General features: G+C 65.7%; 24 protein-coding genes and 1 pseudogene. 9 read left to right on the top strand and 16 right to left on the bottom strand.

The window, feature by feature from the left end; all coding sequences use genetic code 11:
• Positions 1 to 68: 68 nt before the first annotated feature.
• The 4 genes from ACFVVI_RS26480 to ACFVVI_RS26465 all read right to left on the bottom strand — a co-directional run bounded on the left by ACFVVI_RS26480 (position 69) and on the right by ACFVVI_RS26465 (position 2,635).
• The gene (locus ACFVVI_RS26480) at positions 69 to 794 is read right to left on the bottom strand and encodes an MBL fold metallo-hydrolase (RefSeq protein ID WP_387447332.1); all 726 of its coding nucleotides are present in this window, start codon (positions 792 to 794) and stop codon (positions 69 to 71) included.
• A 23-nt stretch (positions 795 to 817) separates the two neighbouring features.
• Positions 818 to 1,585, bottom strand: a complete 768-nt coding sequence (locus tag ACFVVI_RS26475) for a maleylpyruvate isomerase family mycothiol-dependent enzyme (protein ID WP_387447331.1) — start codon at positions 1,583 to 1,585, stop codon at positions 818 to 820.
• Positions 1,582 to 2,187, bottom strand: coding sequence for a TetR/AcrR family transcriptional regulator (locus ACFVVI_RS26470; protein WP_379313924.1), 606 nt, complete (start codon positions 2,185 to 2,187; stop codon positions 1,582 to 1,584). The genes ACFVVI_RS26475 and ACFVVI_RS26470 overlap by 4 nt, the downstream gene beginning before the upstream one ends.
• Positions 2,188 to 2,248: 61 nt before the next feature.
• Complete coding sequence (locus tag ACFVVI_RS26465; protein WP_387447330.1) at positions 2,249 to 2,635, bottom strand: VOC family protein; 387 nt, start codon at positions 2,633 to 2,635, stop codon at positions 2,249 to 2,251.
• Positions 2,636 to 2,738: 103 nt separating this feature from the next.
• Between ACFVVI_RS26465 and ACFVVI_RS26460 the strand changes: the two genes are divergently transcribed.
• Positions 2,739 to 3,737 (top strand): helix-turn-helix transcriptional regulator, encoded by a 999-nt coding sequence (locus ACFVVI_RS26460; RefSeq protein ID WP_387447329.1) that lies wholly within the window; start codon positions 2,739 to 2,741, stop codon positions 3,735 to 3,737.
• A 331-nt stretch (positions 3,738 to 4,068) separates the two neighbouring features.
• Here the strand turns inward: ACFVVI_RS26460 and ACFVVI_RS26455 are convergent, their stop codons facing one another.
• Positions 4,069 to 4,686, bottom strand: coding sequence for an alpha/beta hydrolase (locus ACFVVI_RS26455; protein ID WP_387447328.1), 618 nt, complete (start codon positions 4,684 to 4,686; stop codon positions 4,069 to 4,071).
• Between the two features lie 615 nt (positions 4,687 to 5,301).
• A pseudogene (locus tag ACFVVI_RS26450) lies at positions 5,302 to 5,463 on the bottom strand (VOC family protein); the annotation flags it as partial.
• A 220-nt stretch (positions 5,464 to 5,683) separates the two neighbouring features.
• Between ACFVVI_RS26450 and ACFVVI_RS26445 the strand changes: the two are divergent.
• Positions 5,684 to 6,367: an AAA family ATPase gene (locus tag ACFVVI_RS26445; RefSeq protein WP_387447327.1), complete on the top strand. Its 684-nt coding sequence runs from the start codon at positions 5,684 to 5,686 to the stop codon at positions 6,365 to 6,367.
• A 34-nt stretch (positions 6,368 to 6,401) separates the two neighbouring features.
• Here the strand turns inward: ACFVVI_RS26445 and ACFVVI_RS26440 are convergent, their stop codons facing one another.
• On the bottom strand, positions 6,402 to 6,797 hold the full coding sequence (locus tag ACFVVI_RS26440) for a hypothetical protein (RefSeq protein WP_387447326.1): 396 nt from the start codon (positions 6,795 to 6,797) through the stop codon (positions 6,402 to 6,404).
• Positions 6,798 to 7,172: 375 nt separating this feature from the next.
• Here ACFVVI_RS26440 and ACFVVI_RS26435 point away from each other — a divergent pair, with 375 nt between their 5' ends.
• Positions 7,173 to 7,568 (top strand): hypothetical protein, encoded by a 396-nt coding sequence (locus ACFVVI_RS26435; RefSeq protein WP_387447325.1) that lies wholly within the window; start codon positions 7,173 to 7,175, stop codon positions 7,566 to 7,568.
• Between the two features lie 138 nt (positions 7,569 to 7,706).
• Here the strand turns inward: ACFVVI_RS26435 and ACFVVI_RS26430 are convergent, their stop codons facing one another.
• The 4 genes from ACFVVI_RS26430 to ACFVVI_RS26415 form a co-directional block, all read right to left on the bottom strand.
• Entirely contained in the window at positions 7,707 to 8,024 is a 318-nt protein-coding gene (locus ACFVVI_RS26430; RefSeq protein WP_387447324.1) for a hypothetical protein, read from the bottom strand.
• A 418-nt stretch (positions 8,025 to 8,442) separates the two neighbouring features.
• Positions 8,443 to 9,558 carry a protein kinase family protein gene (locus ACFVVI_RS26425; RefSeq protein WP_387447323.1) on the bottom strand — a complete coding sequence of 372 codons (1,116 nt, stop codon included), beginning with the start codon at positions 9,556 to 9,558 and terminating at the stop codon, positions 8,443 to 8,445.
• 205 nt (positions 9,559 to 9,763) lie between these two features.
• On the bottom strand, positions 9,764 to 10,687 hold the full coding sequence (locus ACFVVI_RS26420; protein WP_387447322.1) for an NADP-dependent oxidoreductase: 924 nt from the start codon (positions 10,685 to 10,687) through the stop codon (positions 9,764 to 9,766).
• A gap of 107 nt (positions 10,688 to 10,794) precedes the next feature.
• Complete coding sequence (locus tag ACFVVI_RS26415; protein ID WP_379313890.1) at positions 10,795 to 11,190, bottom strand: MerR family transcriptional regulator; 396 nt, start codon at positions 11,188 to 11,190, stop codon at positions 10,795 to 10,797.
• A 44-nt stretch (positions 11,191 to 11,234) separates the two neighbouring features.
• On the opposite strand from ACFVVI_RS26415, the gene ACFVVI_RS26410 reads away from it, so the two are divergent.
• Positions 11,235 to 11,453, top strand: a complete 219-nt coding sequence (locus tag ACFVVI_RS26410) for a hypothetical protein (RefSeq protein ID WP_387447321.1) — start codon at positions 11,235 to 11,237, stop codon at positions 11,451 to 11,453.
• Positions 11,454 to 11,711: 258 nt separating this feature from the next.
• Positions 11,712 to 12,377: a maleylpyruvate isomerase family mycothiol-dependent enzyme gene (locus tag ACFVVI_RS26405; RefSeq protein WP_387447320.1), complete on the top strand. Its 666-nt coding sequence runs from the start codon at positions 11,712 to 11,714 to the stop codon at positions 12,375 to 12,377.
• 96 nt (positions 12,378 to 12,473) lie between these two features.
• Here ACFVVI_RS26405 and ACFVVI_RS26400 read toward each other — a convergent pair whose 3' ends face one another.
• Entirely contained in the window at positions 12,474 to 13,199 is a 726-nt protein-coding gene (locus ACFVVI_RS26400) for an SDR family NAD(P)-dependent oxidoreductase (RefSeq protein WP_387447319.1), read from the bottom strand.
• Between the two features lie 105 nt (positions 13,200 to 13,304).
• On the opposite strand from ACFVVI_RS26400, the gene ACFVVI_RS26395 reads away from it, so the two are divergent.
• On the top strand, positions 13,305 to 14,144 hold the full coding sequence (locus tag ACFVVI_RS26395; protein WP_387447318.1) for a LysR family transcriptional regulator: 840 nt from the start codon (positions 13,305 to 13,307) through the stop codon (positions 14,142 to 14,144).
• 127 nt (positions 14,145 to 14,271) lie between these two features.
• Complete coding sequence (gene pyrE, locus ACFVVI_RS26390) at positions 14,272 to 14,823, top strand: orotate phosphoribosyltransferase (RefSeq protein WP_378989868.1); 552 nt, start codon at positions 14,272 to 14,274, stop codon at positions 14,821 to 14,823.
• Between the two features lie 17 nt (positions 14,824 to 14,840).
• On the opposite strand, the gene ACFVVI_RS26385 is transcribed toward pyrE, so the two are convergent.
• The 3 genes from ACFVVI_RS26385 to arfB form a co-directional block, all read right to left on the bottom strand.
• Positions 14,841 to 15,521 carry an HAD family hydrolase gene (locus ACFVVI_RS26385; RefSeq protein WP_387447317.1) on the bottom strand — a complete coding sequence of 227 codons (681 nt, stop codon included), beginning with the start codon at positions 15,519 to 15,521 and terminating at the stop codon, positions 14,841 to 14,843.
• Complete coding sequence (gene ribB / locus ACFVVI_RS26380; protein WP_379313893.1) at positions 15,518 to 16,216, bottom strand: 3,4-dihydroxy-2-butanone-4-phosphate synthase; 699 nt, start codon at positions 16,214 to 16,216, stop codon at positions 15,518 to 15,520. The genes ACFVVI_RS26385 and ribB overlap by 4 nt, the downstream gene beginning before the upstream one ends.
• 173 nt (positions 16,217 to 16,389) lie before the next feature.
• The gene (gene arfB / locus ACFVVI_RS26375) at positions 16,390 to 16,818 is read right to left on the bottom strand and encodes an alternative ribosome rescue aminoacyl-tRNA hydrolase ArfB (protein WP_378662109.1); all 429 of its coding nucleotides are present in this window, start codon (positions 16,816 to 16,818) and stop codon (positions 16,390 to 16,392) included.
• Between the two features lie 187 nt (positions 16,819 to 17,005).
• Here arfB and ACFVVI_RS26370 point away from each other — a divergent pair, with 187 nt between their 5' ends.
• Positions 17,006 to 17,944, top strand: coding sequence for an SDR family NAD(P)-dependent oxidoreductase (locus ACFVVI_RS26370; RefSeq protein WP_387447316.1), 939 nt, complete (start codon positions 17,006 to 17,008; stop codon positions 17,942 to 17,944).
• A gap of 116 nt (positions 17,945 to 18,060) precedes the next feature.
• On the top strand, positions 18,061 to 19,113 hold the full coding sequence (locus ACFVVI_RS26365; RefSeq protein ID WP_387447315.1) for a hypothetical protein: 1,053 nt from the start codon (positions 18,061 to 18,063) through the stop codon (positions 19,111 to 19,113).
• Between the two features lie 96 nt (positions 19,114 to 19,209).
• Here ACFVVI_RS26365 and ACFVVI_RS26360 read toward each other — a convergent pair whose 3' ends face one another.
• Positions 19,210 to 19,869, bottom strand: a complete 660-nt coding sequence (locus ACFVVI_RS26360) for a TetR/AcrR family transcriptional regulator (protein WP_387447314.1) — start codon at positions 19,867 to 19,869, stop codon at positions 19,210 to 19,212.
• Positions 19,870 to 19,938: the final 69 nt, after the last annotated feature.

Genomic DNA, 19,938 nt, shown 5'->3' with positions numbered 1-19,938 from the left:
CGCCGGCCGCGCTCGAGGCGGTCAGCAGAACGTTCCCCTCCGCTCGGCGTATCGCCGGCGGCAAGCCATCAAGCCGTGGCGTCGCCGATGCGGTGGCGGTAGCTGTCGGCCAATGCGCGCAGCGCGGCGCCGCCGTCGCCGGTGAACGACGAACCGTGCATCAGCGCCAGCGTTTTCGGTGCGAGCTCAGCGAGTCGGTCGACGATCATCGGGGTCGCCGGTGCGAGCGACGAGTAGGCGAACAGATCTTCGGCGTGAACGGCGGGGCCGACGATGTCGCCGGTAGTGAGGGCCGCGCCCGCACCGAGGTGGGTGAACAGGTCCCCGCACAGCAGAGTCTGTGTGGTTTCCTCGAACAACACACGCGCTTCCCAGCCGTGCGGGGTGTGTGGGGTGTCGATGTGGCGCACTCGCATCCGGCCGAGTTCGATGGTTTCGCCATCGGCAAGCGGTCTCGGTGGCCGGTCGGCCATGTGGTCCAGCGACACCATGCAGCCGACGGCACCATGGGCGACCTGCGATTCGGGGGCCGCGGCGAGGAACTGGTTCATCGACCCGCATTCGTCGGATTCGACGTGCCCGAAGGTGATCCACCGCAGCTGGTTCACCGGTGTGACCCGTGCTATCGCCGCCGCGACGTCGGTGAACATCGCGCGATGCCCGGTATGGAACAGCAGCGGCTGATCATCGGCGAGCAGGAACTGGTTGAACGTCAGCCCCTGTTCGCCGATGTCGGGCACGAACGTCGAGATGCGGTAGATGTCGGCGGCGATTTCCTCGATGGTGGTGGTCATGGTCGGCTCGATTCGGTGCAGTGTCAGAACGGCACTTGGGTGGTCAGTAGTCCAGCGCCTTCGGCGCGGCCGGAGAGGATCCGGCAGAATTCGACCGCGTCGAGGTCGAGGCGTTCATCCGTTGTGCCGCAATGCCATCGGCCTCCAGCGGCACCTGTCAGGCACAGGTCGAAGGGTTTGTTGTGGCGGGCGGCCCATTCCTGCACCACGTCGGCCACGATCGCCCCGTCGTGCTCATCGGTCAGCACGAGAACGTGCCCGGTGGCCCGGGCCAAGTCGATCCGATGCATCCACGGGTCACGGGTCAGGATCGTGTCGATGGCGTACCCGATGGTCCACCGTTCGGCGGTGCCGTTGACCAGCTGCTGCTCGGGAATTGTTCGATTGCGCAGCAACCCCGGGGTACGTCTGCGCGCTGCCGCGGCCTTGGGCGCGATGCCCGCCATCGACCGGACCAGCTGATCCGTCGTCTGCTGTCCGAATCGTTCGACCTGATACGCGGTCACGGCGTCGACGAGCTGCCGGCCGGGCCGCAACCGCTTACGGGCAGCCCGGGTCTGGCGGGCATTCTCCAGCGGGGACGATGCCATCGTGGACATACCGACCACGTGGGCGACGAGGTCGTGCACGGTCCACCCGGCACACTCGGTCGGTGCAGTCCAGTCGTCACCGTCGAGCGCGGCGACCGCGTCGGCGAAGCGCGAGTACTCGTCGCGGGCGAGCCGCATCGCGTCGGCATGGGCGAGCATCGCGCGCCGCGCAGTCACCGCCGTCTGCTCGACAGCCGTCATTTCTGCGGCTCCTTCGTCGGCGGAAGGCCGACACTGTCGGCCCACATGTCCACGGCGCGGTCCAACAGCTTGCGCCGACTGTGCCCGCCCGGATCGTTGGCGAGCTGCTGATCGACCAGGCCGGACAGGATCGCAATCCAGATCTCCACGTCATCGCGGTCGGTCACGCCGATCGTGGCGAGCACCGCGATGACCTCGTCGAGCGCGCGGACCGCCGACACGTACGCCTCGGGTGAGGGTTCGAATCCCGGGATCGTGCGCTGGTTCATCAGCTGATAGCGGGCGAGATCGGCAACCGCGAAATCGAAGTACGCCAGTGCCAGGACGCGCACGAGGCCGCGGGGATCCGCGGGGGCCGAACGCAGCGCGTCGATCGAGACGCGCTCGCACTCACTCCAAGCCTGCTCGAACATCGCATCGTAGATCGCGTTCTTCGATCCGTAGTGCGAGTACAGCGACGGCGCCCGCATTCCGATCCGCTCACCGACCTCGCGCAGTGTCAGCTGCGCCAGTCCCCGCTCCCGTGCGATCTCCCACGCGGCCTCGACAATTTCCTGCCGCGTCGCCTCACGCCGTTCCGCTTTCCGATCACGCCTCGGCATAGCGTCCATAGTTAGTTACTATGAACGCCGTTAGGCAAGCGGTCAACGGTGGGCTGCACGCCTACCCGGCGGCCCGCGCGGTGATCGGGGTGAACAGGTTGATCAGGTTGCCGTCGGGGTCTCGGAGCAGGAGCGACCGGTTGCCCCACGGCATCGTCGTCGGCTCGTTGACGAAGTCCTCGACGGAGTCGCGCAACCTGCGGTAGTCGGCGTCGACGTCGGAGACCATGAACTCGATGATCGCGGTGCGATTGTCGGCAGGGCGCGCGCTGCCGGCCCCGAACAACGCGACCGTACGCACGCTTCCGATCGCGAGTGTGCCGGCCGGAGTCACGATCTCGGCGAAATCCGGTGTAGCCCACCGGGCTTCGACACCGGTCACCCGCTGATAGAAGCCGACCAGCTGTTCGATGTCGGCGGTGATCAGGCGGATCGAGACGAGGTTCATTGCGTACTCCTGCTGTCGGGAAGGGCGGAAGTTCCACCGCTGAATCCCAAGGTAGAGGCGATACCGGACAGTTTCCGCCCGGTATTGATGGGAGAATTGCCGGATGACGCGCCCCACGGCCCGAGTACTGGCCCTGCTCGAGCTGTTGCAGACGGGCGGCACCCATACCGTCGGCGAACTCGCTGGGCGCCTGGGCGTGGACGAACGCACCGTCAGGCGTTACGTCACCCATCTCACCGACCTGGATATCCCCGTCCGCTCGGTCCGCGGCCGCTACGGCGGGTACCGACTCGCTCCCGGCTACCGGATGCCTCCACTCATGCTGACCGATGACGAGGCGGTAGCCGTCCTGCTCGGACTCCTCACCAGCCATTCGACGACATCGGTCCACGCCGCCGACAGCGCGACCGCCAAACTCCGCCGCGTCCTGCCCGCACGCCTGGGCGCTCGTCTCGACGCACTGGTGAACACCGCCGAATTCACCGCCGACGCCCGCCCCGAAGTCCCGGTCGAAACCGCCGTCCTCCTCGACATCGCCGCGGCCACCCGCGAACACCGACTGGTCGCCATCGGTTACACCGACCGGAACGGACAACACTCTCAGCGGACCGTGCACCCCTACGGCCTCGTCGCCCACTCCGGCCGCTGGTACCTGACGGCGATGGACAACAACAGCGACGACCTACGCCAGTTCCGACTGGACCGCATCACTGAGACAACCACCCTCCCCGAAACCTTCACTCCACCGACCGAATTCGACCCGACCACCCACCTCGTGTCTGCCCTCGCCACTGCCCCCTACCGGCACGAGGTATCGATCCGCGTCCAAGGCACACCCACCCAGATCCGCCCACTACTCCCCGCGACCATCGCAACGCTGCACGAAATAGACTCCCCACCCACCGATCCCACCCCCTGGGTCCGAGTCCTCATCCGCGCCGAACACCTCGACTGGATTCCCCCCGTCCTCGCCGCCCTGAACCGCCCTTTCGTCATCGAGCACCCCGACGCCCTCAACGACGCCGTGCGCGCCCTGGGCCAGCGCCTCACCGCCGCCACGACATCCGGCGCAATCCCACCGTCCGGTAATGCCGATGACTGAGCAACGCCGAGATCAGTAGGCAATCGCACCGCCAAGCCGAACCCTAACTCGGAGCAGGATCAGCAGCGCTCACCTCTGAGACTTGATGTGAGGGAGGCCGATCGGATTGAAGTCCGCCCCGCTGTCGTCGACAGCACCGGAGAACTCGGCATGCTGGGTTATCACCCAGTCGAACTTCGCGCCAGAGAATCGCCCTTGAATTCTGCAAGCATGAAACTGGTTGTCTCGAGAAACTCGAAGTTTGTGCGCAGACCAGTCGTGCTCGGAGCATGACCGTAGGCGCGCAGAGATCGCCCGGGCAATGTGTGGCACCTCGGTTGGGCACCATCGCTCAATACCTCTGCGCCAGAAGCCACTCGCGCGCAACGATTTTGTCCTCGGCGGTGATCGCATGGCCGACCGATAGCACCTGATGGGTTACCCGGGCTCCCGCACGACGCAGCTGTTCAGCCAGCTGAAGGCCGTCCCCGGGTGACCGGCGGTTGTCGTGAGCGCCGTCGACTATCAGAACTGGAGTGTTGTCGACGCGGTCGGCTAGATCATGGGCGAACGGGGCCAGGGGACGGAAGAGGATCGCTCCCGCCAGCAATCCCGGATAGGTCATGAGTAGAGCCGCGCCCATGATGGCGCCGTTGGAGAAACCGATTGCGACGGGGCGTCTGGTGAGATTGTAGTCAGCGCAGGCGGTTGCGATGAAACCTGCCAGTATCCGCGTCCTGGTGACGATGTCGCGCGAGTCTACGCGACGGTCCGGCAAGCGATGGAAGAAGGCATAGCCCTCATCCATGCTGACTGTGCCACGGACACTCAGTTTTGATGCCTCTGGGGCAATTTCGTCGGCTACCGGAATGAGGTCGGATTCGCTGCCGTGTGAGCCATGGAGCAGAACGAGCGGTGATTCGCCGTCAGCGCCAGTGTGGAAGCAGTGAGCGTGTGTCGATGCCGTCATCGACACAGACCCTACGGGGCTCAAGCCACCGCGGAACACGCGCTCGCACCCTCAGTGTGACCGGCATATGTCCTGTTCCGGGGTGGCGTGCGCACACAGGGGCCGGCAGCCGTTCACACACAGAGGCTCACCTGCTCGAGGATTGCTCAGCAATCAGCAGAGCTGACCACGTATGCGGTCCCTGGGTTCTCGTCAACCTGAGCGGGGACCTGGTTGTTCGTGTCGAGGTCTTTGGTGAGAATGGTCCGATGTCGGGTGTGAGGTTCGTGCGGCGCGTGGATGGGTTGACATATGAGTTCGTCCGCGAGGGGGACGCGCATGGGTTCCCGTCGTATAAGCGGACCGACCTCGATATCTGGTGTCGCCGACTCCCCGACTTCGGTTGGGTGGTGTGCAACGCGGCCGATGAGGTATCGAGTCGCCCGTTCGACGAACCTGGGCAAGGCGAGGTTCCTCCTGAGGGCGTGTGGGTGAGCCGCAAGGGCGAACGGTCCTATGTCTACGACCTTGTGCGCACCGATCCGTGAAACTCGATGGGTGGCGACCTGCTGAAGTCCGTACTCCTCCGCGGCGTGACGTGATGTTTCGGTGGCGGACCTGCTGTGTCCGGGCCGCCGGGGTGAAGAGGTTGATCAGGTTGCCGTCGGGATCTCGAAACAGCACGATTTCGGCGAAATCCGGTGTAGCCCAGTTGGCTTCGACGCCGGTCACGTGCTGATAGAAACTGACCAGTCGTTGGATGTCGTCAGTGATCACACGGATCGAGACGAGCTTCACTGTGTGCTCCTGCTGACGGATGCCACTGACCGACGACGAGGCGGTGGCCGTGTTACTCGGGCTCTTCCCCAGCCGCGGCGCCGACCGGCCGCCCGCGCAGCCGACAGCGCGACGGCCAAACTCCGCCGCGTCCTACCCCCACACCTGACGGCCCGGCTGGACGCACTGATCAACACCGTCGGCAAGGTGCCGTCGGGCAACAGTCCTCATCAGGAACTGGTTGCAGACAGGCGAATTTCGGCGCGATCGCCTCGAAGGAGGGGGCGGTGGTCTCCAGCCTGGGCATCCTGACACCCTGGACTCCACACCTGATTTCCGCACGATTCCTTGCAGGACGCAGACTAGTGACCAGACATTGGAAGGGGCAGAGTTGCGCATCGGGGTTTCCGGACCGCATGGAACCGGCAAGACAACCTTGGTCGAAGAGCTCTGTGCGCGACTGGAGCGCGGGCACACAGCAATCCAGGAACCGTACGTACTACTCGAAGAGGAAGGATACGAATTCGCGTATCCGCCCGTGGCCGCGGACTATTGGGCACAGTTGCGCTACGCGATGCGCCTACTCGGTGATCCCGCACCCGCTGCGGTATACGACAGGACACCCCTCGACTTCCTCGCATATCTGGCAGCCATCGGCGTCGACGCGGAAGCCGGGATCGACGAAACCGCCCTACGCACCGCACTGGCCTCCCTCGATCTGCTGGTGATCGTTCCCATCACTGCTGAGACCGAACGTGTACTACCCACACCGGAACTGACCGGGCTCCGGCGCAGCGTGAATGATGCTCTGCTGGAACTGGTTTACGTCGACGACATGCAGTTACTCGAAGACGTGTCCATCCTCGAGCTGGCCTGCCCACTTGACCAGCGCGGCCGTGCGGTTCTGAACGCACTGACATACTGATCTGCCGATTCCCGTGCGATCGGTGGTGTGAGTTTCAGCTCGTACGCGAAGGCGCATCTTCCTCGCGATCCTCTCGAAAACGACCTCTCGACTGCATCAGTTCGAGTGCCGCAGCCGCGAGCGGTTTGATACGCCTAGGCCACCCCGAAGCGATGAACTCCTCATCGGACGAAATCCGAGGTGTCGCAGCACAGGCATCAAGGAGTGCTCGCTGCACCTTGTCGAGCGCGGTCACCTCTGCTGGCGTGAACGTCGACCATTCGCGCCATCGCCAGGCTCCGTCGTCGTCGATCGTGTCGAAGAACTCGTTGACGTAGTCCCCGTACCCCCATCTACGAACACCCTCGTCCCCCTCGACGAGTGTCTCTATCGCGCGGTTTCGCAGTCGCTGCTCGACAACCCGCTCGCTCGGCCGGTCCTGGTCGCCCACGCTCGTGATGCTAGCGGCCAGAAGCACGCTCATGCCGCGACCCGCGCGACCCCGACGTCCGCGATCCCAGCCGATGAACGCACTCACCTACCGATGAGCGTCCGACTGGGCGGCGCCGCAGAGGGCCTCCACCTTTGCAGGATGGGCGAGCGCTGGATACATTGACGCCGTGATTCTTTCAACTGGGAAGGGCGTCGTGCGCCTCAGTCGGTGATCCCCCGCAGGGCCCAGGCCCCCGACGCGCGCCGCGGTGCGGGTGCTGGGTCGATCACCCGAGATCGGAAGCGCTTGCAGCGCAACCGATTGACAGCTATCAGTGAGATCGGGTTCGACTATCGGCCAGGACCACCCGGACCCACCGACGTCCCCCAGATCATGCCCCGCATCGATACCATCCCTCTGACCGATCTCATCGACACCTTCGAAATCAGCGCCGACCTGGAGCCCGTGGGCGGCCGTTACGGTGGCCTCGTCCCCCTGTTCGTCCGGTTCGAGTCAGCGGAGGAGCATTTTCACGGTTCCTCTCCCCTCACCATGAGACAGAAGACTCCTGTACTTGCTTGCAGTTGCGGGGATTTCGGCTGCTGGCCGCTGCTGACGCGCATAACCTCGACCGGCGACCTTGTCGTATGGGACCACTTCGAACAGCCGTATCGCACCACTCGTGACTGCGCCGCATTCGGCCCATTTCTGTTCGACCGCAATCAGTACGACAAAGCTGTCCAGAATCTCGACGCCGCAATCGCCGCCCCTGTTCCAACGTCTCGATGACCTCGGAATGAGTCATCGCAGGAACAACTCTCGAAACGTCGACCAGGAGAGTGCACTTCGTCAATCCTCGCAACCATCAGACGGTGAATTCTGAGAGCGTGATGGTCGGACGGCTGTTCGGGTTTGCCAGGCGGGTGCTCATCCCGCTTGCCTGGCGGTCCCACCACCTCCGCGCCGCCGAGCCCTATCAGGGTTGATATAGAGCCGAATGCCCTTGTACACCACCGTGTTCGGCGAATCATCGTCGTTGTCCGGGTCGCCGGAGTCCGCGGGATCCGGCAGTTCCGCGATCTCCTCGATGACGATCTGCGCTCGCGCCGCACCGGGATCGAACATCTCCTGAAATGGCCCGACGAACGACCCTCCCAAGCCGCGGTGCTTCGCCCGAACAGCCGCCCACCCCAACAGTGCCACCGGACCGATGGTGGCGATCAGCAGTAGCAAGTCCCCACCCATGCTTACGAGCGTACCGATGAGATCGTTCGCTCCACTCAGGACGCAATTCGGTGCCCGCGGTTGCCCTGCCGGCCCGTGGTGGTGAAATCTCTCGGGAAGGGATGAAGCGATCTGACAGCGCACCTCGCCGCCGCGGAGGCTGATTTCCAGGGCGCTGGATCCGCAACGAGTCATGAGGTGACACCAGGTACGGATTCAGCGAAGACCTCCTCGATGCCGCGCTGGCGGTACGCGCACACGTCGGGCGCCTCAACGACGTCATTCACGCGACCGTCATCGCGCGCGTGCTACCCGCCACCTCGGAAGACGGAGGGGTAGTCGTCCAGCGGCCCTCGCTGGGAGCGGGAAATGACCCGTCGCGACCGTTCGATCCGGAGACAGATCATCGATTGTCGACCTCGCAACACTTGTCCCGGCGTTAGCACTTCCGCCCGAGCTGATCTGACGACAGGAGCGGCTGAACGAACACAGAAGTCTGCTCGTCCAGCAGGCGGCGGATCTCATCGTCCGGGTACGGGGTGCTCCGGCTCGTCTGCTGGAACGCGAGCATGAACGCGGACATCGCCGCAGCGACCGGCGCCTGCCGGATGAGAACCGCGGCGGCCCCCTCGGGGATGCCCTCCGGCGGCGCGCCCGCCGCGATGGCGCGCACCATCTCGATGCGTTCGGCCCGGTCGTCCCGCCGGAGCCCGTACAGAGCGGTGAGTAGCCAGTTCACCAAATAGGTTGCGGTGAAGCCGCGGTCATAGCTCTGGTTCCGGTCGAAGAACGCGGCTTCCTGCGGTGAGAGGTCGAACCCGGAGGAGAGCGCGAGGCCGTAATCTGCGAAGTAGAGGTGTCGACCGTCGGTCAGGATGTTCTGGAAGTGCGCGTCGAGGTGCAGGAGCCCACGACCGTTCATGAAGGCGGTGGCGGCGGCCAACTCGCGGTCCACCATGGCGCAGGCCCGGTCGGTGGCCTCATCGCCCGCCTCGATCTGGGCATTCAGCCACTCGTGCAGGGTCTGCGGAATGTACTCCAGGAACAGCGCGATACTCGCCGAAGAGTCCCGAACGGCCTCGATCCGATGGCGTATCCGGGGTCGGTCATCCCAGTAGGCGACGGCGCGATCGATGTCGGCGAGCTCGTCCGACAGCGGCGTCGTGTCCGGCAGCACCCGCCAGTGGTACATCAGCGGGAACCCCTCGCGTTCGGCAGCGAGCACCCAGTTCGTCGTCATGGTGTGCACGGCGAGCTCGCGCCAAGCTCCGAAGCCCGCCCCACCGATGAGGCCGACACCGTAGTGGTAGAACTGCGGCACATCGAACAGGTTCGCCGTCGACCGGACGTGCTCCGGCTGCCGTTCCAGATCGGTGAGGGGCACTCGCTTCACGAAAACCGGAGCTCCGGCGATCTCCAGCAGCGCTGACTTCCCGCCGATACCGGAACCGATCGGCACGGCCGCATCCACGAGCTCGCCCAACGCATGATCGCTGTGCAGTGCCAGCGCAGTAGAGACGGCGCCGTGGACGCGCAGGCGCTCCGTGCGCGACATGTCAAGGGGCGCCGCAGCATCGCGGGACTCTCGGCCACGTATCACCACGTCCGCCCCTCCCCCAGCCGCACTTGCGATTCCGCGGCAATCAACAGTCAGCCTATCGCGGTCTCAACCTGTCGAACTCTGAGCAGGGTGGTATCGCTGTTGCCCGATCCGCGATCCTGGGTGCGGCCCGCTCTTGGCGTCGGAAAGCCGGCGCTTCTCATGTCACCTTGATGACGACTTTGCCCGAGATGTGACCGTTCTCGACGGTGGCGAGGGCTGCCGGGGCGTCGGAAAGCGGATGGACCGCGGTGATCACGGGTGCGAGGACTCCGTCGAGGGCCAGCTGGGCGGAGCGCTCCAGATTCTCTCGGTCCAGGCGACGCTCGATGAAACGCCCACCGAGGTCGGGCACAGACATATCACCCACCGCGATGACGTTGCGAGGATTGCGGGCCAGTGGCGCGACCGTCCGTAGCGAGGTACCTCCGACCAGATCGACGACCCCGTCGAAGCCGTGTGGAACCAGCTCGCGCGCCGCCGCGACGACGTTCTCGGCGGCGTAGTCGATGAACCGCACTCCGATGGCTTCAGCGTGCTCGCGCTTGGCAGTACTGCCGGTGCCGATCACACGCAGCTCGCGCCCGATGGCCAGCCGGGCGACGGCGAGGCCGACCCCACCGCCAACGCCGTTGACCAGGACCGTGGCACCGGTCGGAAGGTCGAGCTGGTCGAGCGCATCCACCGCGGTCGTCCCGGCCACCGGCAGCGTTGCCGCCACGGTCGCAGACAGGCCCACCGGGATGCGCGCGGTGTTCGGCGCGGACAGCACCGTCGTCTCGGCGTAGGTACCACCACCGGTGAGTGCGAAGCCGAAGACCGCATCACCCACCTCGAGCCCTTCGACATCCTCGCCCCGGGCGAGAACGATTCCGGCTGCCTCCATGCCCAGCACGCGGGGAAAGGGACGTCCGCCGTCGAGCCCAGGGACCAGACCCGAGCGCACAAGGTGGTCAAGGGGATTCACGCCGGCGACGTCGACCCGGATCAGCACCTCGCCGCGACCGGGAACGGGATCGAGACGATCGAAGAACTCCTGTACTTCGGGCCCGCCATACCTGCCGAAACCCCACGCCTGCCCCATTTTCCGCCGCCTCTCGAATGACCAGCCCAGGTGATTCCGGGCTCTGTAGCCATCCTCACCCCTCACACCGATGTAAGAGGCAACCGATCGAGGTGCAGGTCACAGCATCAGGCCGACCGCGCCACCGGTTCGGCGGCCACCGACAGCTCCGCCCGGTGCCGGCTGTTGACCCTGATCAGCGCGTCGAGCGCATCTCGGTTCTCGGTCAGGTGCGCGATCTCGGCGTCGATCCGGTCGCGCTCGCGCGTCATCGTCGCGAACGTCTCCTCGGCGACACCCAGGTCACCGGGAATGTCCACACACGGCAGCACGGTCGCGATCACCCGGCTGGACATACCCGCGGCGAACAGCTGCCGAATGAGCGACACACGCTGGACCTCGGCATCGGAATAGTGGCGCTGCCCGGCGCCGGAGCGTGAGCTGGTCAGCAGACCCTGCGCTTCGTAGTACCGCAGTGAGCGCGGACTCACGCCCGTGCGCTTGGACAGCTCGCCGATCCGCATCCTGAGAGGCTACGCCGATGTGCTCCCAGCCCGGAGTGCCTCCGATGTGGTCAGCTGGGGCCGCGCCCAAGCGACGATTCGAGAAGGAAGTTCAGCAGTCGGCCGGTTTCGGCATGTTCGGCGAGCAGCCCGCGTGTGCGAGGACTGCGGTTCAGTCTGTCACCCGCAGGAATCCGGGCGGTGACGCGCATCGCGACTATCTCGGCAGTGGCGTCGGCGTGGTCGGTGTGCGCTTCGACGCGACGTTCATGGTCTGCGAGTAGCGCGAACCCGGCGTGACCAACCACTACGTCCAGGACCTGAACCCGCAGCCGGTATCGCACAAGGACTCGCCGCGCAATACGCTGGATTCTCGAAACCCTCGGCATGGCCACATGACATTCACAACGCACGCACCGATGAGTCTGCGCAGATCGCGGCGTCTGCACTACAGAACGACGAAGCGGCTCCGCGCGCCCGTTTCGCCGCACACCGTGAGGTGCACATCGCACCCGTAGGCGACTGAGTGTTGGAGGTACCTCGTGTCGGATGCCCTGGCCCGTGACACCCTGTGGGCGATGGCCCACGCCGAACGTGCCGTCCTGGCCGACGATCTCGCCGGCTTGGACGACCAGCAGTGGGGACGGCCCTCGCTGTGTGGGGACTGGGTGGTCGAGGAGGTCGTCGCGCACCTCACCGCAGCGGCGAGCATCGGACGGCTGCGCTGGCTGTCCAGCGTCCTGGGTGCCCGGTTCGACTTCGACAAGCACAACAACCGGCGTCTCGCCGAGCACCGTGGGAGTACTCCCGCCGAAACCCTCGAACGGTTCCGGGCGGTCGTCACCAGCACCCTTGCGGCTCCCGGACCCACGACGGCCTGGCTCGGTGAAGTCGTTGTCCACGCACAAGACATCCGGCGTCCCCTCGGACTACCGCGCACACCGTCGACGGAAGCCGCTACCGAAGTCGCGCGTTTCTACGCCGGACGTGACTTCACGGTCACCAGCCGCAGCAATACCGACGGCCTGCGATTGGAGGCGACCGACGGACCTTTTGCGGCCGGGTCCGGCCCTGTCGTCAGCGGGACCACGATCGCGCTGACCATGGCGATGGCCGGCAGATCTACGTACTGCGATGACCTTGCCGGACCCGGCGTACCGATACTGCGCGACCGGGTGACCGCTCGATCCGGCACCCGCAGCGGATGATCCCGTCCCCCTCTGCCGAGGCCGCACCTGCCAAGACCGTGCGGTGAACAGTGATCCGGGGAAGGGCCCGGACCGCCCTGACGCACCGTGGGCCTGTCACCAAGGCACTGTTCCGGCATCGTCGAAGAATCCGCCGGTCGGTCCGTCGTCGGGCAAAGTCGCGAGGTGAATCGCGATCGCCGCCCCCTGTGCCGGAGTGCGGACGCCTCGCAAACCGTTGAGATCGGTGGCGGTGAAACCTGGGCAGCCGGAGTTGATCAGGATGTCGGTGTCGCCCAGTTCCTTGACGTATTGGATGGTGACGGCGTTGAGGAAGGTCTTCGACGCCGAGTAGGCAGTGGGAACCGGGCCTGTGTCGAGGCCGGGAGCGGTCTGCAGGGCGAGCGAGCCCACGCTGCTGGACATGTTGACGATTCGCGGTGCTGCCGAGCGGCGCAGCATGGGCAGCATCGCGTTGGTGACCCGGATGACGCCGATCACGTTGGTTTCCACGACAGCGCGCACGGTCGCGGGATCGACCGTGGTGGGCGTCTGTGGCACGCTGCCGGTGATCGCGGCATTGTTGACCAGGACGTCGAGCCCTCCCGCATGGTCGGCGATCAGCTCGGCCGCGGCGGCGACACTCGCGTCGTCGTCCACGTCGAGCGGCACGCCGAACGCCTCGATTCCGACCGCGCGCAGCTTCTCCACCGCGGTGTCGCGGCGTTGTCGATCCCTCGCGCCCACGCCGATTCGCCAGTCGAGGGCGCCCAGGCCCGCCGCGATCTCGAATCCGATTCCTTTGTTCGCGCCGGTCACCAGCGCGATTGTCCGTTCACTCATACCGTTGACAATGCTGCGGATACGGGTGGGACGTCCAAGACCGATCGGGTGTGCGTCGATACCGCGCGGGTATTGGCCGTGGTAAGTGCCGGATACGATGGCCCGGTGGAGACGCGGGAGTTGCGATACTTCGTCGCCGTCGCCGAGGAGTTGCACTTCGGGCGGGCGGCGCAACGGCTCACGATGGCGCAACCACCGCTGTCGCGGGCGATCCAGCAACTGGAACGCCGGCTCGGAGTCGTTCTGCTGCATCGCACTACGCGCGCGATCACGTTGACCCCAGCCGGGGCGGTGCTGCTGCGGGAGGCCCGGCTGGCGATCGAAGCGGTCGAAGCCGCCGAGCGCCGCACTCGCCGCGCCGCTGCCGACCGGCCCGGTGTGGTGCTGGCGACCAAGGCAGGAGCGTCCAGCGAACTGTTGTCGAAGCTGCTGGACGCCTACGCCGCCGACCCCTGCGCTGTCGCAGTCGAGGTGGTGCTGTGCGGGCCCGGCGAACCGGAAGCCCTGCTACGCAACGGGAGTGCCGACGTCGCTCTGCTCCACCGGCCCTACGACACGACGACCGGATTCGATACCGAGGACCTGCACACCGAACAGCAGATCGTGGTCCTGCCCGCGGGGCACCCCCTCGCCGACCGAACTCACCTGTCGATGGCCGAGGTCAACGCCCTGACGGACCTGCCCCTGCCGCGATGGCCTCGACCCGATGGAAGCTATCCGGACGGCCCCGGCCCACAGGTTCGCGACCATACCCAGTTGACCCAGCTGATCACGCTCGGCCGGGCCTGCGCGGTCATGCCCGAGTCGCTCCGAACCCAGCTACGCCACGAGCACGCCATCGTGGCGGTGCCGGACGCACCGGCCGTCACCACCGTCATCGCCTGGCCACCACACAGCAGATCACAAGCCATCGCCGACCTCGTCCGCACGGCGACAAGCCTCTAGGCGATGGCATCCGCAAATGCCGCATACCGCGCGGTCAGGAACGTCCGCATCTGCCGATGGCAGCGCGAAGAGCTGGGCGACTGACGGCTGAGTGGTTGGGTCGCAGACAGTCTGCGAACATGATGTCGTGCTGGACATTCGCAACGACCCGGTTCTTTTCGACCTCGCTCATGACATCGATCAGCGTTGTCGGCTGAGTGGGTCCTTCGAGCTGCGATCGGGAATTGTTGCCGATGAGTACTTCGACAAGTACTTGTTCGAGGCCGATCCTCAGCTGCTGCGACGAATCACCGAACGGATGGTCGCACTGGTCCCAGAAGACACTGAGATGCTCGGTGGCCTCGAGTTGGGCGGGATCCCACTCGTCACCATGCTGAGCCAGTTGACCGGACTGCCCTCGCTGTTCATCCGAAAGGCAGCGAAACCCTATGGCACACAACAGCTTGCCGAAGGCGGCGACGTGCGGGACCGCCGCATCGTGCTGATCGAGGATGTCATCACTACCGGTGGAGCGGTCGTCGCCGCGACCGAGCAGTTGCGATCGCGGGGGGCGATCGTCGACACGGTCATCTGTGCGATCGACCGCTCGAACCCGGATATCAACCAGCTCCCATCGGTGCAGGTGGCCGTGCGCCCCGTACTGACCAAACAAATTCTCGACACCGTGCATCAGCAGTAGGAGCAACCTGATTCGCGTCAGCGGGTGATCGTGCTGGCCGATTCGGTGAGCATGCTGCTCAGCCACTGCTGGGCTTCGCGGTGGTCAGGGGCCAGATGCTCGGCTAGTTTCGCTTCGCTCGGAGACAGGTCGGGCGCCCAGCTCGGGATCGCCAGCACCCGCATCCCTGCCGCATGCGCTGACCGAATCCCTGCCACCGAATCCTCCACTGCTATACAAGCATTCGGGTCGACTGCGAGCAGGGCCGCGGCATGCAACCAGGGCTGCGGGTGAGGCTTGGTTTGCGCCTGGTCCTCACGAGCGACCACGACCTGCAAGGAGCGGCGCAGCCCGAAATGATCGAGGGTGGCAGCGACAAACCGGCGTGGAGAAGCCGACACCACACCGGTCACCGCCCGGCTCGTGACCGCCCTCAGCAGCGCGTCCACCCCCGGGAGCAACTCGATGTGACCGGCCTCGAGCTGCTCGATCATCGCCCTCACGCAATCGGCGATGACCTGATCGACGGAATGGATACCACACACCCGGGCCAGATACTGGGCCCAGTCACCGTGGCCATGCGTCCTGTGTCGGTCGACATCGGTCCAGATATGGCCATGGCCGGCGGCGTATTGCGCCCAGCAGCGGTCCCAGGGCACCATGGTCGCGGCGAGAGTCCCGTCCAGATCGAACAGGACGGCCTCGACGTACTCGCTCATGAGGGAACGGGCGCCGTGGTTCCGGTGGCGGCGATGAGCTGATCGATCGAAATCAGCTTCAGCTCATGGGAATCGGCGAAGGCACGCAATGCGGGCAACCGCATCACCGCCCCGTCGTCGTGACAGACCTCGCTGATCGCCGCCACCGGGGACAGGCCGGCCAGCCGCATCAATTCCACTCCGGCTTCGGTGTGACCTTGACGCGCCGCGAGCCCGTCAGGATGTGCTCGTAATGGGAACACGTGGCCCGGCCGTTGAAGATCTTCCGGCCGGGTAGCCGGGTCCGCCAGTGCGCGCAGGGTAGCGGCTCGGTCGGCCGCGCAGATGCCGGACACCACGCCCGCTACCGCATCGACGGTCACGGTGAACGCGGCCTGCTTGCAGTCCTGATTCATTGCGGTCATCGGCGGCAACCCGAGCAGCTCGGCCCGCTCGACCGACATCGGCGCACACACCACTCCTCCGGTGTAGCGAATGAAGAACCCGAGCGTTTCAGGCGTGGCCAGTTCGGCGGCCATGATCAAGTCGCCCTCGTTCTCGCGGTGCTCGTCGTCGACCACGATCACTGGCCGGCCGGCGGTGATTTCGCTGATCGCATCATCGAGTTCATCGAAGAGATTCGCTCGGTCGTGTGTGCTCGCTGCAACGGTCATCATTGGCCTTCCTGTCCAGGTCATGGGAGTGAAATCGCGCACTCAACACAGCAGGCAAGAAAGAAAACCAAGATCATTGTGATCGTACGCCCCGGGGCTTGCGCACGCAGCCCCCATCAACCGCACGAAGCATCCGCTCGGCCGCATACTGCTGTTCCGGGCCTGACCTCGCGGAATATTTCGTTTGTTGTGCCGCCGCCGAGGGATGCCGTCGGCTAGTCGTCGGGGGACGCGCGGCGGTTGCGTTTGGTGACACCGCGCCGCTTCTTCGCGGAGATGCGTCGTTCCTTCGCTCCGCGCGAGGGCTTGGTGGCGCGGCGAACGGGTGGCGGGGCGGCAGCGGCATCGCGGAGTAGCGAGGCCAGGCGTTCGCGGGCGGCCGCGCGGTTCTGCAGTTGTGCGCGCTGCTCCGATGCGGCGATCGTGAGGACACCGTTGACCAGGCGGGTGGCCAGGCGGTCGAGCATCCGGGTGCGCAGCCACTCCGGCACCGAGGGTGAGTTGGCGAGGTCGAAGGACAGCTCTACCCGGCTGTCGGTGGTGTTGACGTGTTGCCCTCCCGGGCCGGACGACCGTGAGAACCGCTCGCGCAACTCGGACGCGGGTATCACCAGCCCCCGAGTCACGGTCAGGTCCTCTGCCATGATCCGACGCCACTCTCTCCGATCGAACAGCCGCCTCGGCCGGGTCGGCCCAGGTCCGACTGGACAGTGACCGTGTCGTTCACGATAGCGATGACCTTGTCGGCGGGAAACAACCAGGCTGTCCCTTCGCACGCCAGGACAGTAGCGTGCAAGGGCGGCGCAAGGGTCCGCTGTCAGAGTCGATGACATGACGTGGCACAGCGGCCGACGAGCCGAGGGAAAGAACATTCTGGTAACCGGCGCCAACGCGGGCATCGGATACTTCACCGCCGAGCAGCTCGCGGCCAACGGTGCCACGGTGGTGCTGGGCTGCCGCGACACCACCAAGGGCGACCTCGCGGTACGCGCGATCCGGGCACGGGTTCCCGATGCTCGACTGCGCTGCGTGCGTCTGGATCTCTCGGATCTGTCCGCACTGTCGGTGACGGTGGGCGCCCTCGATGTCGACAGTCTGGACGCGATCGTGCTCAATGCGGGAATCCTGCTGTCCGGTCCCGATCGTCGCATGAGTGCTCACGGACACGAATTGATGTTCGCGACAAACCATCTCGGGCACTTCGCACTGGTCGCACATCTGGCACCACTATTGGCCGCGACAGCGAACAGCCGAGTGATCACGGTGGGCAGCTTCGCCGCGCGGTCGGAGCGACTCGATCTCGGTGATCTGCAATCCGAGCACGACTATCGGCCCAAGCGCACCTACGGGCGATCTAAGCTGGCCCAAATGCTGTTCGGTTTCGAACTGGATCGTCGTCTGCGCGCGCATGCTGCCGACATCGCCAGCATTGTCGTCCACCCCGGCGGTGCCTTGGACTCACTGACGCCGTCTCGGCCACCGCTGTTCGTTCGCACCACCGCCCAGCGCCTGCGCGGACTACCCGCGGGTGTTGCGCTACACGGTAAACACGCGGCGGCCGCCACCATTGTCCGAGCCGTTCTCGACAGCGAGATAGACGGCGGGCAACTCTGGGGGCCAAGGGTGTTCGGTCTTCGAGGGCAACCGCATCGCGAAACGCCCCACGCGCACATGACCGACCACGACACTGCTGCCGAACTGTGGGCCGCCAGTGCGGCACTCGCTGGCGTCGATCCATTCGTGTGTCCTTCCGCACCGACTCGGCAGTGACCCATTTCGGTTCGGCACCGCGTTCCGCCACACGGAGTGGCGGCGTGCGATCGGGATGACCGCAGGGCAGACTTGGCCGGTCCAGAAGCTTCATCGCCCCCGACACCGAGGCAACGATGACATCGATTCCGGCCGGTATCTCGCTCGACACACTCTCCGAACTGCCCCGATTTCCAGCAGGAACATCGTTCGGCCCCGATATCGACGCCGCCAACGAGATTCTGCTGTCCGCCGCCGATGAGCAGACCAAACGCGCGGCGTTTCTGGACTGGGCGGCCCGGCACCAGCCATGTGTTTTCGGACGGATGGCCACCAAGTCCGGCACACCAGCGCGAGGATTGGCGATGGATCTGTGCTGGGTCGGCGAACAGACGCTCGCGGCCGGGCCGCACGCGATCTCAGCCCGCATCGCCGCAGACCGACGCACCTGGAAGGAGCGGGCCGCGCGCGGAATGAGCAGTGCCTTTCTGGTGATCTTCAACAGCCGGTGTCTGGCTCACGCCCGGCCAGGCCCCGCATTCGCCCGTCTGTGCACCGAACTGGCATCGCTGTACCTCACCGAACTGGCACCCGTGCGGCCCGACGTGATCTATACCGAGGCGATCCCGCTGCGCGGTAGCGACGGGGTGCTGCGCCTGTTCAAAGGCAGTGTGCAGCTGTTCCATACCGGTGCCCATCTGCGCCGTCATCACGACCGCCGGATCCCCGGTGGGGTGATGATCTCGGTGAACGGACCGGGACACTACGCCAATTCCCTTGTCACCCAGGGTATATGCGCGGACCTGACCGAATCTGCGCCCATGGTCCGACGTTTGGCCGCACGCTCGATAGGCGCGGGTGGTCTCGGTGACGAGCGCGCGCTGAGCACCACTTGGCACCGCGACCCCGACCCCGCCGCACGCGACACCGCACGCTGGTTCTCCGCCGCCTACCACCTCGACGTTCTGGTCCAATCCGACGTAGTCAGCGATCCCGGGGCGCGAACCGGCCCCTGCCCCGCGCACGAACAATGGTCCTGGCTGCATTTGGACTACATCGACGCCGGCGAAACCTCCCGCACCGACCCCACCCACGGCTGGTTCCACGGCGTCCGCATCCCCGAGGGCGAATTACACCACAACCCTTGGCCCCCAGTCGTTCCCATCGACGCACCCGACTTCAACTACTGACCGCCTCGCCCGAGCCCGAGCGGGCGCAGTCGGTGGACCTCACTCGCTCACCGCACGAACCGACTCGGCCGCCCACTGCCCGTGGTCGGCACAGCCCTACCTCCGAGCATCCGCGTTTCTGCCAGGCTTGCGTCGGGGCATCGGGGGCATCAATCGTGGCACCGGCGGTAGCGGTACAGAACTCGGTGAGGCCCGGAACGCCTCGATCATGAGGGCAGCGAAGCGGCGCGAGGCCGCGATTCGTGCTGCCGATGTGCCCGCATGGATGCCGTTGTTGGCCATGATCATGAGGATGAGGTCGTCCGCCACGATGTCGGGGCGCAGGTGGCCGGTGTTCTTGGCGCGGCGGATCAGTTCGGCGGCGCCGGTGAGCGAGGAGTTGCGGATCGCGGCGAAGTCCAGCGCGTGCGGGTAGGCGGACATGAAGGCTGCGGCGAATCCATGGTCGCGGGCTTGCAGCTCGCAGAGCTTCTCGACGGTGCGGCAGAAGCCGTGCCAGGGATCAGGGTCGGCGAGCCCTTCGTCCACGAGAGTCCGGCAGGCGAGCATCTGATCGGTGAACGCCTCGGCAACCAGCATCTCCTTGGTCGGGAAATGGCGATAGAGGGTGGCGGGGCCGACCTGGGCGCGCCGGGCGATCTCGCGCATCGGCACATCCAGGCCGTCGATGACGAACACCGCGCGGGCCGCATCGAGAATGCGTTCGCGGTTGTCCCTGGCATCCGAACGCAGGGTGTGAGGCAAACCAGTGGTCACCGCTCTCACTTTAGCTAAACGGACGGGGGCGTCCGTTACGGTCCCACTGGTCAGTTCCCCTCGAACAGA

Origin of the sequence: Nocardia sp. NPDC058114 (genome assembly GCF_042884695.1) — a bacterium.
Taxonomy (GTDB): domain Bacteria; phylum Actinomycetota; class Actinomycetes; order Mycobacteriales; family Mycobacteriaceae; genus Nocardia.
The sequence above is the reverse complement of the archived record's forward strand: the minus strand, read 5'-3'. Positions and strand labels throughout refer to the sequence as shown.